The organism is Arthrobacter sp. MDT1-49-2, assembly GCF_059090185.1.
This window is the reverse complement of sequence record NZ_JBNHFK010000004.1, coordinates 137,293-152,777: the sequence shown is the minus strand read 5'-3', so window position 1 is coordinate 152,777 and position 15,485 is coordinate 137,293. Positions and strand designations below refer to the sequence as shown.

Annotated in this window: 9 protein-coding genes and 2 tRNA genes; all 11 read left to right on the top strand. The window is 64.9% G+C overall.

All coding sequences use genetic code 11. From position 1 onward, the window contains the following. Nucleotides 1-162: 162 nt before the first annotated feature. The 11 genes from dusB (at nucleotide 163) to AC5RTS_RS07440 (ending at nucleotide 15,480) form a co-directional block, all read left to right on the top strand. Nucleotides 163-1,335: a tRNA dihydrouridine synthase DusB gene (dusB, locus tag AC5RTS_RS07490; RefSeq protein WP_493991434.1), complete on the top strand. Its 1,173-nt coding sequence runs from the start codon at nucleotides 163-165 to the stop codon at nucleotides 1,333-1,335. Nucleotides 1,336-1,343: 8 nt separating this feature from the next. Next, on the top strand, nucleotides 1,344-2,627 hold the full coding sequence (locus AC5RTS_RS07485; protein WP_493991433.1) for a deoxyguanosinetriphosphate triphosphohydrolase: 1,284 nt from the start codon (nucleotides 1,344-1,346) through the stop codon (nucleotides 2,625-2,627). 156 nt (nucleotides 2,628-2,783) lie between these two features. Beyond that, nucleotides 2,784-6,494 (top strand): thioester domain-containing protein, encoded by a 3,711-nt coding sequence (locus AC5RTS_RS07480; protein WP_493991432.1) that lies wholly within the window; start codon nucleotides 2,784-2,786, stop codon nucleotides 6,492-6,494. A 107-nt stretch (nucleotides 6,495-6,601) separates the two neighbouring features. Continuing rightward, a complete protein-coding gene (dnaG, locus tag AC5RTS_RS07475) occupies nucleotides 6,602-8,620 on the top strand; it encodes a DNA primase (RefSeq protein WP_493991431.1) in 2,019 nt (672 codons plus the stop codon). A 72-nt stretch (nucleotides 8,621-8,692) separates the two neighbouring features. Next, nucleotides 8,693-8,765: transfer RNA gene (locus AC5RTS_RS07470), tRNA-Asn, on the top strand. Between the two features lie 247 nt (nucleotides 8,766-9,012). Then, nucleotides 9,013-9,088 (top strand) — tRNA-Asn (locus AC5RTS_RS07465). Nucleotides 9,089-9,232: 144 nt separating this feature from the next. Next, complete coding sequence (locus tag AC5RTS_RS07460; RefSeq protein ID WP_493991430.1) at nucleotides 9,233-10,612, top strand: cation:dicarboxylate symporter family transporter; 1,380 nt, start codon at nucleotides 9,233-9,235, stop codon at nucleotides 10,610-10,612. Nucleotides 10,613-10,909: 297 nt separating this feature from the next. Beyond that, complete coding sequence (locus AC5RTS_RS07455; RefSeq protein WP_493991555.1) at nucleotides 10,910-12,100, top strand: NAD(P)-dependent malic enzyme; 1,191 nt, start codon at nucleotides 10,910-10,912, stop codon at nucleotides 12,098-12,100. Nucleotides 12,101-12,475: 375 nt separating this feature from the next. Beyond that, nucleotides 12,476-13,912: a sugar porter family MFS transporter gene (locus AC5RTS_RS07450; protein ID WP_493991429.1), complete on the top strand. Its 1,437-nt coding sequence runs from the start codon at nucleotides 12,476-12,478 to the stop codon at nucleotides 13,910-13,912. A 101-nt stretch (nucleotides 13,913-14,013) separates the two neighbouring features. Continuing rightward, nucleotides 14,014-14,799, top strand: coding sequence for a phage holin family protein (locus tag AC5RTS_RS07445; RefSeq protein WP_493991428.1), 786 nt, complete (start codon nucleotides 14,014-14,016; stop codon nucleotides 14,797-14,799). A 39-nt stretch (nucleotides 14,800-14,838) separates the two neighbouring features. Beyond that, entirely contained in the window at nucleotides 14,839-15,480 is a 642-nt protein-coding gene (locus tag AC5RTS_RS07440) for a CDP-alcohol phosphatidyltransferase family protein (protein WP_493991427.1), read from the top strand. The last annotated feature ends 5 nt before the right edge of the window (nucleotides 15,481-15,485 follow it).

The window sequence follows — 15,485 nt, the reverse complement described above, 5'->3', positions numbered from 1 at the left end:
CCTCGTATCTTCGGTTGCGACAGTGAAACCGATGGGGACGGCGGAGTGAATGCCGAAAAGTGATGCAGATCACCTGCACGCTAGGCGTGGGCGGCGGCAGTGTCAATTTCCGCCACGGGCCGGGGCAGGACAGGATTTGCACCGGCTTGCGAGAATAGACAGGTGACTGTTTTATCTCCGGAACTCAAGCTCGAGCTTCCCCCGCTGCAACTAGGCCCGATCACCGTGGACACGCCTGTGATCCTGGCTCCCATGGCCGGCATTACCAACAAGGCGTTCCGCCGGCTCTGCCGTGAATACGGCGGCGGCCTGTACGTGACCGAAATGGTCACGTCCCGCGCGCTGGTGGAGCGTTCGCCCGAATCGATGCGGATCATCAAGCACGACGACGACGAAAAGGTCCGCTCGGTCCAGCTCTACGGTGTGGACCCCAAGACCGTCGGTGCCGCCGTCCGCCTGCTGGTGGAGGAGGACCGCGCCGACCACATTGACCTGAACTTCGGCTGCCCCGTACCCAAGGTCACCCGCAAGGGCGGCGGCTCTGCCCTGCCCTGGAAGCTGGACCTGTTCACGGCCATTGTGCAGACCGCCGTGAAGGAAGCCTCCCGCGGCAACGTCCCGCTGACCATCAAGATGCGAAAGGGCATTGATGAGGACCACCTGACCTTCCTGGACGCCGGGAAGATTGCCCGCGACTCCGGCGTGGCCGCGGTGACCCTCCACGGCCGCACCGCCTCGCAGTTCTACTCCGGCAAGGCTGACTGGTCCGCCATCGCCGAACTGCGCGAAGCCCTGCCGGACATGCCCGTGCTGGGCAACGGTGACATCTGGTCCGCCGAGGACGCCATCCGCATGGTGCGCGAAACCGGTGTGGACGGCGTCGTCATCGGCCGCGGCTGCCAGGGCCGCCCGTGGCTGTTCGGCGACCTCGAGGCTGCCTTCGAGGGAAATGCGGAACGCCACCGCCCCGGACTGAGGCAGGTATCGGACAGCGTGTACCGGCACGCCGAGCTGCTGGTGGAAACCTTCGGGGACGAAGTGATTGCCCTGCGGGACATCCGCAAGCATATGGCGTGGTACTTCAAGGGCTACGTAGTCGGGGGAGACCTCCGCGCTAAACTGGCCACGGTGCCGTCCCTGGCGGTGCTCCGTGAACTGCTGGACCAGCTGGATCCCGAAGCTCCGTACCCCGGCACAGACGCCGAGGGGCCGCGCGGACGGGCCGGCACACCGAAAAAGACAGCTCTGCCGGAAGGCTGGCTGGACGGGCGGGAACTGAACGCCGCCCAGAAAGCCATCATTTCGGCAGCCGAACTCGACGTATCAGGCGGCTAAAGCAACCCATGAGTTTCCCGCAGGCAGTCTCCACCGCAGGCTATACCGAAGTCGATCTGGCACGCTGGGTTACGGAACCGGCGAAAAACACCAACCGGACCCAGTTCGGCCGTGACCGTGCCCGGGTGCTGCATTCCTCCGCACTGCGACGGCTGGGCGCCAAAACGCAGGTGGTTGCCCCGGACACGGATGACTTCGTCCGCACCCGCCTGACGCACAGCCTGGAGGTGGCCCAGGTGGGGCGGGAACTCGGCAACGCGCTGGGCTGCGATCCCGACGTCGTCGACGCCGCCTGCCTCTCCCATGACCTGGGGCACCCGCCCTTCGGCCATAACGGCGAAACCGCCCTGAATGACATCGCCCACGCGATCGGCGGCTTCGAGGGCAATGCCCAGACGCTGCGGCTGCTCACCCGGCTGGAACCGAAGATCATCGCAGCGGACGGAACGCCGGCAGGTCTGAACCTCACCCGCGCGAGCCTGGACGCTGCCTGCAAATACCCCTGGTCCATCACGGACGCCCCGCTGGTGAACGGGCACCGTACCACCAAATTCGGCGTCTACGAGGACGACCTGCCGGTCTTCACCTGGCTGCGCGACGGCGCCCCGGCCGGACGGTCCTGCCTCGAAGCCCAGGTCATGGACCTGGCCGATGACATTTCCTACTCGGTGCACGACGTCGAAGACGCCATTGTGGCCGGCCACGTACAGCTCAAGTGGCTGGACAACCCGGACCAGCGGGCTCGCGTGGTGGGCTACACCCAGCAGTGGTACCTGCCCGGCGTTGAAGCGGCCGCCATCGAAGCAGCCCTTGCCCGCCTTGAGGCCACGGCCGTGTGGGTGCGTGAGTCCGACGGCAGCCGCAAGTCCATGGCCGCTCTGAAGGATATGACCAGCCAGCTGATCGGCCGGTTCTGCAACAGTGCGCTGGAAGCCACCCGCGACATCTACGGCACCGACCCGCTGACCCGGTACAACGCCGAAATGGTCGTCCCCTCGGACACTGAGCTGGAAATCGCGGTGATGAAGGGCCTGGCCACCACCTTCGTGATGACCACCGACCAGCGCCAGCCGCTCTACGAACGCCAGCGCGAAATCCTCACGGCCCTGGTCGCCCAGCTGTCCGCCACCGGAGACCGGCACTTGGAACCGATGTTCGCCGCCGACTGGCGGGCGGCGGCCGACGACGGCGCCCGGCTGCGCGTCGTTGTCGACCAGGTGGCCTCGCTCACGGACGGTTCGGCACTTGCCCTCCACGAACGGCTCGTGGGACCGGTTCCGGCGCTCTGGTAAACCTCTTAAAGAGATTCCGCATCGAATACTGGCAATGACTCTGGCGGAGCCAGCCAGGGGTCCATAGTCTTTCGGCTCTGAGGTGCATCACCCATCCCTCCGGTTACCACTGGCCGCAGGAGCACCTCTGCCGGACAACTCCCACGGGGGACCCTCATGAGCGACCAGCCACGCCTTTCCCGTTTCCATCGCTCGCGCCGAGAGCGTTCTCGAAGGCTGTCCCAGCTGCGGGCCTGGGCCGGGCTGCTGCTGGCGCCGGTACTCTTGGTGGCTCCGCTGGCCGTGCCGGCCGGTGCGACGCTGACCCCCGGGGGTGGGCCGGTGCGGGGCGGAGCTACCTCCGAGATCACTGACATCTCCATCAGCTCGCTGGGCGACGGCGAAGCAGTCTCGGGCGCCCTGCCGCCGGCAGGGACAAGCTGGTCGGTCGCGCAATACCCGACCTCAATCCCCTCGGGCTATGAGCGAGAGGATGTCGCTTTTGCCGGCATTATCAATACCCAGGACGTCACCGGCGAAAACACCGCCCAGATGTACTGCATCGATCTCCGGACTTCCACCCGGGTCGGCATCGGGTACGTGAACGGCACCTGGGACGAGTCAAACGTCCCGAACATCGGCTATGTAGAGCGCATCCTCAATACCTACTATCCGAACACGAATCTGCCGGCAGGCGTGGACGATAACCGCAAAGCCGCCGCCGTGCAGGCTGCTATCTGGTTCTTCACCGACGGCTATGTGGTGAATCCGCGCAGTCCCCAGTACGCGACCGTTGCCGCGATCGTCAATAACGTCATCCGATTGGGGCCACAACCCGAACCGGCCGCCCCGGATGTGACAATTACCCCTGCCACCGCCGAGGGGCCGGTGGACGGCGTGACCGGGCCCTACACGGTGGCCGCGGAAAACGCTGCGGAGGTCACGGTAGTGGTGGATGACGGCTTCAGCCTGTACTCCGATGCGGCGGGAACGGTACCGCTCGATGAGACTGTTCCCAGCGGTACCCAGGTTTGGGTGCGCAGCGACACCGGCGGCACAGGGCCCGCGACCATCACTGCAAGGGCCGTGGTCACCGTCCCCACAGGCAACGTTTTCCTCTATGACGGTGCCACCAGTGGCGTCACCGCAGCCCAAAAGCTGATCCTCGCCGCCACCGAGGAGATCAGCGCAAATGCCACCGCAACCGCGGAATTCTTCGAGACGGGCGCCCTGCAGGTTACTAAGGTCGTCGCCGGCGCCGCTGCGGGAAGCCAGGGCGACGTGGTCATCAGCATCGACTGCGGAGCCGGCTATCAGTTCAGTTTTACTGTTCCGGCCGGGAGCAGCGGATCGGTGACGTCGGAGAGCTTCACCGGCATCCCGGTAGATACCGTCTGCACCATCACCGAGCCGACCAACGGTGCCAGCACCAGCGTCTCCGTGCTCACCAACCTGCCAGGACCTCAGACCATCGTCGCGGGTACCACGGCAACGGCTACTGTCACCGACACCTACACCTTCACGCCCGGCACCCTTGCGGTGCGCAAAGTCATCGCCGGCCCGGCGGCCGGTGCGCAGGGCGCAGTGCAACTGACCGTCGTCTGCACCTCTGCCGGCGTCGAGGTGCTGAACACCACCGTCTCCGTCGCAGCGGGCGAAACCGAAGAGCAGACCAGTGAATTCCCGAACCTTCCCGCGGGCACCGAATGTGTGGTCACGGAAACAGCTGACGGTTCCACTACATCCGTGGGCGTCACGGTAACCGGCGGCGGAACGGTAACCATTCCGGCGGGAAGCAGCGCCGAAGCAGTTGTCACGAACACCTACGATTTCAACCCCGGTGTCGTTGCAGTCCGTAAGGATTTTGCCGGGGAGGGCGCCGGACGCCAGGGAGATGTGGTGCTGCAGCTCACCTGCAGCAACGGGTTCACTGCTTCCATCCCCATTCCGGCGGGAACGGTCGATCCGGTCACGGAAGAGTATGGGGACCTGCCCGCCGGAACAAGCTGCACGGTGACGGAGCCGACCACCGGAGCCAATACGGAGGTCAGCGTCACCACCGCGTTCAACCCTGCCGGCGGGACGGTCACCGTTCCGGCAGGTGACGGTGTGGAAGTGACCGTTACCGACACGTACACGGTCAATCCAGGGGAACTGGTCCTGAACAAGGTGATCACGGGCGCTGCCGCCGGCCAACAGGGCCAGGTGGAAGTTGTTGTCACGTGCACCCTGGACGGCACCGTGACCGCGGAACAAACGCTCATCGTCGAGGCGGAGGCCACCGGCACCGCCAGTGCCACTGTGACCGGGATTCCCGAGGGCAGCTCCTGCGCCGTTACGGAACCCGTTACCGGTGAGACCGCCGAAATCGACGTTTCCGTGGATCTTCCCACCGCGGTGGTCATCGCCGCCGGAGAGTCCTCCACAGCAACCGTCACGAACACCTACACCCTCAAGCCCGGGACACTGGTAGTCACGAAAGTCATCGACGGCGAAGCGGCCGGCAACCAGGACGCCATCGAGGTCCGTGTGATCTGCACCTTCGGCGGCGTCACCGAACTGGATGAGGTATTCCAGGCACCGGCCGGAGCCACCGGGCAAATCCCAGCGCGGTATACCAACATTCCGGCCGGGGCATCGTGTGCGGTCACGGAACCGGTAAGCGGAGCCACCGAGACAGTCCTGGTGGAAACTGTCTTACCCGACCCGGCAACTATTGTTGCCGGAAGCACCGTCGATTCATCGCTGACCAACACCTACACCTTCGCTCCCGGCACGCTGAGCGTCACCAAGATCATCGAGGGTGAGGCTGCCTTCGAACACGGAGAGATCGTCCTCCGGGTCAGCTGCGGTCCCGACGGATCAGTACTTGATGAAACGGTCACCATTGAGGCCGGTACCACCACGCCCGAACCGGCCACGTTCGAGGATCTGCCGGCCGGTACCGAATGCACCGTCACGGAACCGACCAGCGGTGCCACGGACACGGTCCTGGTCAGCACGGTCCTGCCGGACCCGGTGACCATCCCTGCGGGGCAGGGGGCGGAAGCCACCGTAAGCAACACCTACACGTTTGCGCCGGGCACTCTGGCGGTGACGAAGGCCATCGCCGGTGAGGCGGCGGGCCAGCAGGGAGAGGTGATCCTGCAGGTCACCTGCGGGCCGGACGGCTCGGACCTGAATGAGACGGTGACCATCCCCGCTGGCACCGAAGATAATGTGACCACTACCTTCGAGGACCTGCCGGCAGGCACGGAATGCGTGGTCACTGAAACCGCCAGCGGAGCAACCACCGAAGTCTCCGTGGCCACGGAACCAGCCGAACCGGTCACGGTCCTCAGTGCCGAAACCGTCACCGCTACCGTCACCAACACCTACTCCTTCACCCCGGGAACCCTGGTGGTGACCAAGGTGATCACCGGTGAGGCAGCCGGCAGGCAGGGTGAGGTCGTGCTCCAGGTCCGGTGCGGTCCGGATGGAACGGTCCTGGATGAGACGGTAAGCATTCCCGCAGGAACGGAGGGCAGCGTCAGCACCGGTTTTGAGGGCCTGCCCACCGGAACCGAATGCACCGTCACCGAAACAGCGGGAGGGGAAAGCAGCACCGTCAGTGTGGTGGCGGACCTGCCGGAACCGGTCGTCATTCCGGCCGGCGGCGGGGCCGAAGCCACGGTTACCAATACCTACGCTCCCGTGGTGCAGCCGAAACCCGAGCCGGCTCCCGCTCCGGCAGGACCGGACCGCCCCAACCTCCCGTCCACCGGCGCCAACGGGGCCCTCGGCTGGCTCTACGCCGGTGCCGGACTGCTGCTGGCTGGAGGGCTTGTGATGGCAGCCAGCCGCCGTCGGCAAGGAAGCCCGGAGGATGAGGGCAGTCCCCAGGTGTAGCGGGGAGTAGCTGCCCCTAAGGATCCCGTGCGGCCCCAGGCCGCACGGGATCCTCTCTGTGCACACCCCGACAGTGGGGCGTCGGCGGGAAGAATAGACTGGGAGGTATGGCCGGACTGATCAAGCGTGAAGACATCGATGAAGTGCGGCTGCGCACAGACATCAAAGCCGTGGTCGACGGTTACGTAACCCTCAAATCGGCTGGGCTGGGGTCCTTCAAAGGGCTCTGCCCCTTCCATGACGAGCGCTCGCCGTCCTTCCACGTACGGCCCCAGGTGGGCACCTACCACTGCTTCGGCTGCGGCGAGAGCGGCGACGTCATCTCCTTCGTGCAGAAAATGGATCACGGTTCCTTCTCGGAAACGGTGGAAAAGCTCGCGGCCCGGCTGGGCTACGAGCTGCACTACGAGGACGGCGGCACGGGCCCCCGGCGCGAGGACGTGGGCAAGCGGCAGCGGCTCCTGGACGCGCACAAGGTCGCCGCAGAGTTCTTCCGCAGCCAGTTGGGCACGCAGGGTGCCGCAGCGGCGCGCAGCTTCCTGCAGGAGCGCGGCTTCGACCCGGCCGCTGCCGAACACTTCGGCGTGGGATACGCCCCGCAGGGCTGGGACTCGCTGCTGAAGCACCTCACGGGCAAGGGCTTCACCCGTGCCGAGTTGGCCGAGACCGGTATGTTCTCCACCGGATCGGATGCCTCCCGGTTCTATGACCGGTTCCGCGGCCGGCTCATCTGGCCCATCCGGGACCTCACCGGGTCGGTTATCGGCTTCGGTGCCCGCAAGCTCTATGAGGATGACCAGGGGCCGAAATACCTGAACACCCCCGAAACCCCGCTCTACAAGAAATCCCAGGTGCTGTACGGCATCGATCTGGCCAAACGGGACATCGCGAAGACCCGGCAGATCGTGGTGGTGGAGGGCTACACCGATGTCATGGCCTGCCACTTGGCGGGGATCACCACGGCCGTGGCGACCTGCGGCACCGCATTCGGCACCGACCACATCAAAATCGCCCGGCGCCTGCTCTCCGACGACGGCACCGGGGGAGAGGTCATCTTCACCTTCGACGGCGACGCAGCCGGGCAGAAGGCGGCCCTGCGTGCCTTCGAGGAGGACCAGCGCTTTACGGCACAAACCTATGTGGCGGTGGACCCCAACGGCATGGACCCCTGTGACATCCGCCAGACCCACGGGGACGCCGCCGTGGCCGAGCTGATTCACTCCCGCCGGCCGCTGTTCGAGTTCGCCATCCGCTCCACGCTGCGCAAATTCGACCTGAACACCGTGGAAGGCCGGATTTCCGCGCTGCGGGCAGCCGCCCCGGTGGTGGCGGATATCCGCGACCCCGCGATGCGTCCGGCCTACGCCCGCGAATTGGCGGGCTGGCTGGGGACCGACGTCGACGACGTCACGCGGGCGGTCAATGCGGCGTCCAAGCGCCAGCACAACGCCAGCGGCGGTCCTGCCGGACAACCGGCATCAGGTGCGCGCCGCCAGGACGGGCCGCAGCAGGGCCGGCAGCAGTACGGGCAGCCGCAGGACCGGCAGCAGGGCCACCAGCGCAGCCCGCAGCAGCAATACGGCCGGCAGGAGTATGGGCAGCAGGATTACGGCCGGCAGGAACCCGTCCCCGAAGCTGCCCCGCCCGCGTACAGCCGCCCGGACCCCAACGACCCCGCCGCCCGGATGGAACGCCAGGCGTTGGAAGTGGCTCTGCAGCAGCCCGGCCTGCTCGACGCCGGGCAGTGGGAGCGGTTCAAGGCGGCCCGATTCACGGTGCCGGCCTATGTCGCCGTCCACGATGCCATTCGTGCCGCCGGCGATGCCGGAACCGCTCCGGCTGCCTGGGTGGAGCGGGTCCGGGAAGAGCTGCCGGACGCCTTGCGGGGATTCGTGAGCGAGCTCGCCGTGACGCCGCTGCCCGCGCGCGATGCGGACGCTTTGTTCCTGTACTGCAGGGACATCCTGAACCGGCTCTTCGAGCTGCAGGTGACACATCTGAAGGCGGAGAAGCTCGGCCAGCTGCAGCGGCTGGATCCAAACGCCGACCCGGAGCTTTTCCACCAGCTGAACCGGGAACTGATGGAGCTGGAGATGCAGCGCCGGGCCCTGCGGGGAGACCAGTAGCCCTGCAGGCGCCGCGGTAACCCGCCGATTTCGTTTCGGCGGGAAATCTCTGTAAAGTAAAACCTGCCGCTTTCCCCCGTAGCTCAATTGGCAGAGCATTCGACTGTTAATCGAAGGGTTACTGGTTCGAGTCCAGTCGGGGGAGCAAACAGGAAGCCCCTGACCTGCATCACTGCAGGTCAGGGGCTTCTTTTTATGCCCGGACGGGTGCCTGCTGCGAGGTCCCGCGGCCCGCCGGAGGGTGGATGCGGGCCGCGGTATTCGGGATCCGTTCCTCAGGCAGCCACGGCGCCGGAGCAGGCTGCGCCAGGCCGTCACAACGAGCAGCCTCGGCGGTGGCGATACCGGTTCGTGAGCACCCCAAACTTCCTGTATAGTTGAGGACGCCGCTTTCCCCCGTAGCTCAATTGGCAGAGCATTCGACTGTTAATCGAAGGGTTACTGGTTCGAGTCCAGTCGGGGGAGCCAGTGAAGGGCCTGCATCCGATTTCTGTCGGACGCGGGCCCTTTTTTGTTGGGCCGGGCAGGCCCCGGGATCCGGCCGCCGCTACGTGTAGCCAGGTGTTGCACAGCGGAAACACCCGCGAAACCCACCCTTCCTAGGGTGGAGCCATGACAGAGCCGATAAGTCCCAAACGCCCAAAATCTGCCCGCTCCAGGATTTATAAGTCCCTCTTCGCACAGTTGCTCGTTGCCGTGATCCTGGGCGTCGTCGTGGGGTATGTCTGGCCCGAGGTCGGTGCTGCATTCAAAGTCCTGGGCGACGGCTTTATCCGGCTGATCAAAATGATCATTGCCCCGTTGATCTTCCTGGTGATTGTTACCGGCATCGCCCGGATCAGCGATGTGAAGGCCGTGGGCCGGGTCGGCGTGAAGGCACTTGCCTATTTCCTGGCCGCCTCCAGCTTTGCCCTGCTCTTCGGAATGGTGGTGGGCAATGTGGTGCGGCCGGGCGCGGGACTGAACATTGATCCGTCCGGCCTGGACACGTCGGACCTGGATGCAAAAACCTCAGCGGAAGTGGCATCGCCTGCCGAATTCATCCTCAACATCATTCCGGTCAGCGTCTTTGACGCTTTCGCCTCGAATTCCCTGCTGCAGGTTCTTTTCTTCTCCGTCTTTTTCGGCGCGGCAGCCGTGGTGATCGGGCGCGAAACCTGCGAACCCGTCCTGCGGGTGATGGAAGGAACCCTGGAGATTATTTTCAAGGTCATGTCCTGGATCATGCGGCTGGCTCCCATAGGTGCCTTTGGTGCGATGGCCTTCATCATCGGCCAGTACGGGCTCTCCACACTCGGCACCTACGCCAAACTGATCGCAGCCTGCTACGGCGCTGCGCTGCTTTTTATCGGTGTCCTGTTCGTGATCGCCCGGTTCTTCGCCCGCGTGCCGCTCTGGCAGTTCATTAAGTACACCCGGGAAGAGTTCCTCCTTGCCCTCGGGACCGCATCCACGGAATCTGTGATGCCCCGGATCATGACCAAACTGACCAACGCCGGATGCTCGCGCGCGACCACCGGCCTGGTCATCCCCACCGGATACTCCTTCAATCTGGACGGCGCGGCTATCTATCTGTCCATTTCAGTCGTGTTCCTGGCGCAGGCCTTCAACATCGACCTCAGTTTCGAACAGCAGCTGGGCGCACTGGGGATTTTGCTGCTGACGTCCAAAGGCATGGCGGGCGTTCCCGGGTCCTCGTTCCTGGCCCTGTCAGCCACTGCAGCGGCCCTGGGCCTGTTCCCTGTGGCCGGTGTCGCCCTGCTGCTGGGCGCGGACCGGCTGATGGATTCCATGCGGGTGGTGGTAAACCTGCTGGGAAACTGCGTGGCGACGTTTGTCGTGGCGAAGTGGGAGGGGCAGCTGGACCGCGAGGTCATGCTGGAGGCATTCGCCGGACGCGGCGCCGCGGCGCAGGAGAGCCCGCACGGTCTCCCAGCAGATGGTGGAGAGGCACCAGAGGAGGACGTCGCCGTTTCCGCTAAGCGGTCGTAACGCTTCGACGCACGCGCGTCTGCGGGCAGGTCCATGCGTGGCGGACTTGCCCGCAGGCCGTGCCGTGCGCTTACACTGGCACTAATCGCGCCCGGCTGGGCGGTCCCGGCATCACCGGACCTCCGCCTCCCCGGGTGGATCAGGCATCCCATCCTGTTGCCTCTGGCCCGGAGCCCCCACGGCTTCCGGTATCCGTTGTGAGCATGCCCCTGTATCCGAAGGGCGGCCGACGGACTTTCCATAGGAACCAACAGCAGGAGCACCGCTATGTCTACTACTGAAACGGCCCCCACCATGATGGACGGCAACGACTTCCCTACACTCAACGGCCAGACGGCGAACACAGACCCGATCAGTACCGAAGAAATCTTCTCGGCGCACGAAGGCGGAAAGCTGTCGGTGGAGACCCGGATGCCGTTGGACTCCAAGCGGGCACTCTCCATTGCCTACACTCCCGGCGTGGCGCAGGTCAGCCGCGCCATCGCAGCTGAACCGGATCTCGCCGCGTCCCATACCTGGGCCTCGCGACTGGTGGTTGTGGTCAGCGACGGCACGGCGGTGCTGGGTCTGGGCAACATTGGTCCGGCCGCTTCGCTGCCCGTCATGGAGGGCAAGTCCGCGCTGTTCCGTACCTTCGGCGGCCTGAACTCCATTCCGTTGGTGTTGGACACCACCAACGTGGATGAAATCATTGAGACCCTGGTTCGGCTGCGGCCCAGCTACGGGGCGGTGAATCTGGAAGACATCTCGGCACCGCGCTGCTTCGAACTGGAAGAACGGCTGATCGAGGCACTGGATTGCCCGGTGATGCACGATGACCAGCACGGCACCGCCATTGTGGTGCTCGCTGCGCTGCGCAACGCCGCACGGGTGACCGGCCGGGAGCTCGCCGGACTGCGCGTGGTGATTTCCGGTGCTGGTGCCGCGGGTGTTGCCTGTGCCAACATCCTGCTCGAGGCGGGCATCAGGGATGTGGTGGTGCTCGATTCCAAGGGCATCGTGGGTCAGGACCGCAGCGACCTGACCAGCGTCAAGGCAGATCTTGCCGCGCGCACCAATCCTCGCGGGGTAGCCGGGGGAGCCGCTGATGCGCTGCAGGACGCAGACGTGTTCATCGGTGTTTCCTCGGGAACCATCGGGGAAGAGATCCTGGCCAGGATGGCCCCTGACGCAGTGATCTTTGCCCTATCGAACCCGGACCCGGAAGTGCATCCGGAAACCGCGCGTCGCTACGCCGCCGTCGTTGCGACCGGCCGCAGCGACTTTCCGAACCAGATCAACAACGTCCTGGCTTTCCCCGGCGTGTTCCGCGGAGCACTGGACAGCGGTGCCCGCAGGATCACCGCTGCCATGAAGGTGGCGGCCGCCACGGCCATCGCGGACCTCGTGGGGGAGGACCTCAGCGCGGACTATATTGTCCCCAGCCCGCTGGATCCCCGGGTGGCCTCCGCCGTCGCCTCGGCTGTCGCGGCCGCGGCCTCCGCCTGAGGGCGACCCGCCCTTCACCTTCCTGAAGCCCCGGCGCCCCTGAACGCAGCGGCGGCACCGGAACCAATACTCCGCAGAATCCCGCCGGTCCCTTGACCGGCGGGATTCTCTGTTGTGTCCGGTTGCCCGGGAGCCGGCCGGACATGTGATCCGGATCGCTTTCGGTGCCCGGCGCCCTGCCCGTTCAGAGACAAAAATACCCGTCTTTACGGGCCAAACACCCGAAAGCGGGCGGATCGTTGGCGCCGATGAGCCGCTGAACCCCCGCTCCGGCTACCGTGCATGAACAAGCATGCTTAGGGTTATGCGTAGGCTTAAGTGTTTTGACACCAGTCACATGTACGCAGCAATTGGATAGAAAACGAGGATCGGTCGATGGGCGCGACTCAGCCAGGACCTAACAAGGGCGGATCCGAACGGATAGCCCACCCCGGAAAGGTGATCGGCGTAACCGTCGCTGCTGCCGTGGGCGGTCTGCTCTTCGGATTCGATACGGCCGTAATCAACGGTGCGGTGGATGCCATCGGTGAAGAATTCACCCTCAGCCCCGGCATCCTTGGCTTCACGGTGGCCATCACGCTGCTGGGCTGTGCCGTCGGCGCATGGTTCGCCGGACAGCTCGCGGACCGGCTCGGGCGCAAACTGGTCATGGTGGGCGCCGCTGTGCTGTTCGCAGCCAACTCCGTGGGTTCGGCCTTCGCCTTCTCCGAGTGGGACCTGATGCTCTGGCGCCTGATCGGCGGCCTGGCCATCGGTACCGCATCCGTTATTGCGCCGGGCTACATCGCAGAGGTGGCCCCGGCCAAGTGGCGGGGCGCTTTGGGGTCCGTGCAGCAGCTGGCCATCACTATCGGTATCTTCGCAGCACTGCTTTCCGACGCGTTCCTGGCCAACAGCGCCGGCAGCGCCCTCGGGGAACTGTGGTGGGGACTGGCCGCCTGGCGCTGGATGCTGCTGGTTGGCGTTATCCCCGCGATTGTCTACGGTGTGCTGGCGCTGACCATCCCCGAATCCCCGCAGTTCCTGGTCCGCCGCAACCGGGACGCCGAGGCCGCAACGGTGCTCAGCAGCATCTCAGGTGTGACTGACACCGACCGGAAGATCAGCGAAATCCGGGACAGCTTCAAGAGCCCCAAACCGACCTTCCACGACCTGCGCGGCCCGAAGTTCGGCCTGCAGCCGATTCTCTGGGTGGGCATGGCCATTGCCGCCTTCCAGCAGCTGTTGGGCATCAACGCGATCTTCTACTACTCCACAACGCTGTGGAAGTCCGTGGGCTTCAGCGAAAGCGATTCATTTACGACGTCGGTCATCACCTCCGTGGTGAATGTGGTGATGACCCTGGTGGCCATCGCCTTTGTGGACCGCATCGGACGGCGCAAGCTCCTGATGATCGGTTCTGCCGGCATGTTCGTTGGCCTGCTCGCCGCAACCGTGTCCTTCTTCCAGGCAGAGGACGTCGCCGGGGAAGTCTCGCTGCCGGGCATCTGGGGGCCGGTGGCCCTGGTCGGCGCGAACCTGTTCGTGGTCTTCTTTGCCGCCACCTGGGGACCGGTCATGTGGGTGACCCTGGGCGAAGTGTTCCCGAATAACATCCGCTCGCTCGCCCTTGGGCTTGGGGCAATGGTCAACTGGATCTTCAACTTCATCGTCACCCTTGCCTTCCCGTGGGTAAGCGATAACTTCGGGGTGTGGATCATGTACGGCATCTTCACCGCGTTCGCGGTGCTGTCGTTCTGGTTCGTGAAAACCAAGCTTCCCGAACTCTCCGGCCGCGAGCTTGAGGACCGTGAGGGCCTCGAAGCGTCCTGACCGGCCGCTGATACAGATGAGCAGGCTGAGAACACTGAGGAGAATGGTAATTTGGGGTTATGGCTACGGTGAACACTGAACAGGGGACGGAGGCTGGGCGCATGAACCGCTCTGCTAGCACTCGGACACAGCGAACGGCGGGGAGCTCTTCGCTGGTGGGGCTGGCAAAGGTCATGGCTCGCCTGACACCGCGCCAGCTTAATGACGAGTTTGCCCTCGCCACTGCGGAAATGAAGCAGAAGGGCATCAAGGCCGGCATTGCCGCGGCCCTCATGGTGGTGGCACTCGTGCTGCTTGCTGCCCTGGCCATCTCGCTTCTGGTGGCAGGCATCCTTGCACTGTCGCTGGTCATGCCGGGCTGGCTGGCGGCACTCCTGGTCGCCGCATTTTTCCTCATCATTGCAGCAATTGCAGGCCTGATCGGCTTCAGCCGCTTCAAGAAGACCCTGCCGCTGCTGCCCGAAGAGGCCATCCGCGGACTGCGCTACGACGTCGGCGTCCTGAAGGAAGGACGCCGCTTCGATCCGGCCACTTTGGACAAGCCCAAGGAACCGAAGGAAAAGAAGGACAAAAAGGCGGAGAAGGCTGACAAGCCTGAAGGACCGAAGCAGCCGACCCCTGAGGAACTGCGTACCCGGGCGCGTCAGCGCCGCGAACACCTTGCCGCCGTCCGTGACGGACTGGGTGAGAAGGCCGATGTCAAGGCCCGTATCCAGGAGCTGAAATCCCGCCGCTCTGCAGGCTCCCGTTCCAGCAAAACCGGCGCCGGATCCGGTCCGGCAGATGACGTGCTGGCCATGATCAAGGAACGCTGGCAGCCGCTGGCGGTGATGGGCGCTTCGCTGCTCGCGATGGTCATTATGTTCCGCAGGCTCGCCCAAAAGTAAGCTGTACTCGTACATCTTTATGAACGAGGGGAACGGACCGTGATCAGACTCATCGGTGCCGGAGCACGTCCCGACATGGAACTGACCGTGTCGGACCGGTTCTGGACGATACCGAATCTGATCACGGTCCTTCGTTTTCTGGGCATTCCGCTGTTCGTGTACTTCATTGCCCAGGACCGCTACGGCAGTGCCTTCCTCACGCTGGTCATCGTGGGGTCCACCGACTGGATCGACGGTTATCTGGCCCGCCGGCTGAACCAGGTCTCCGCGGCCGGTCAGTGGCTTGATCCGGTGGCTGACAGGCTGGCCCTGATCATTGTCTCGGCCACGTTTGTGGTGGACGGCATCGCCCCTGCCTGGCTTATCCTCAGCATTGCCATTCCGGACGCCGTCCTGATCCTCAACGCGTTGGTGCTCTTCCGCGGCAGCCCGAACCTTCAGGTAAGTACCGTGGGTAAGATCCGAACCGCCCTTCTGCTGGTAGGCGCGCCTTTGCTGCTGCTGAACAAGGTCCCCGGATTCGACTCGCCCGGGCGCGCTGCAGCCGGAACCATTGTGCTGGTACTGGGCTGCCTCGGACACGTTGCAGCGGCCGCCGGGTATCTCGCTGCCGCCTGGCGGAAGCACCAGCATCTGCGGGAACAGATCCCGGCCGGAACCGGAGCCGGCCATGTTCCATAGCACCA

What these genes read in the sequence shown, in the direction of transcription:
- AC5RTS_RS07480 (WP_493991432.1), top strand. Translation starts at nt 2,784, where the DNA reads ATGAGCGACCAGCCACGCCTTTCCCGTTTCCATCGCTCGCGCCGAGAG.
- AC5RTS_RS07460 (WP_493991430.1), top strand. Translation starts at nt 9,233, where the DNA reads ATGACAGAGCCGATAAGTCCCAAACGCCCAAAATCTGCCCGCTCCAGG.
- AC5RTS_RS07485 (WP_493991433.1), top strand. Translation starts at nt 1,344, where the DNA reads ATGAGTTTCCCGCAGGCAGTCTCCACCGCAGGCTATACCGAAGTCGAT.
- AC5RTS_RS07455 (WP_493991555.1), top strand. Translation starts at nt 10,910, where the DNA reads ATGGACGGCAACGACTTCCCTACACTCAACGGCCAGACGGCGAACACA.
- AC5RTS_RS07445 (WP_493991428.1), top strand. Translation starts at nt 14,014, where the DNA reads ATGAACCGCTCTGCTAGCACTCGGACACAGCGAACGGCGGGGAGCTCT.
- dnaG (WP_493991431.1), top strand. Translation starts at nt 6,602, where the DNA reads ATGGCCGGACTGATCAAGCGTGAAGACATCGATGAAGTGCGGCTGCGC.
- AC5RTS_RS07450 (WP_493991429.1), top strand. Translation starts at nt 12,476, where the DNA reads ATGGGCGCGACTCAGCCAGGACCTAACAAGGGCGGATCCGAACGGATA.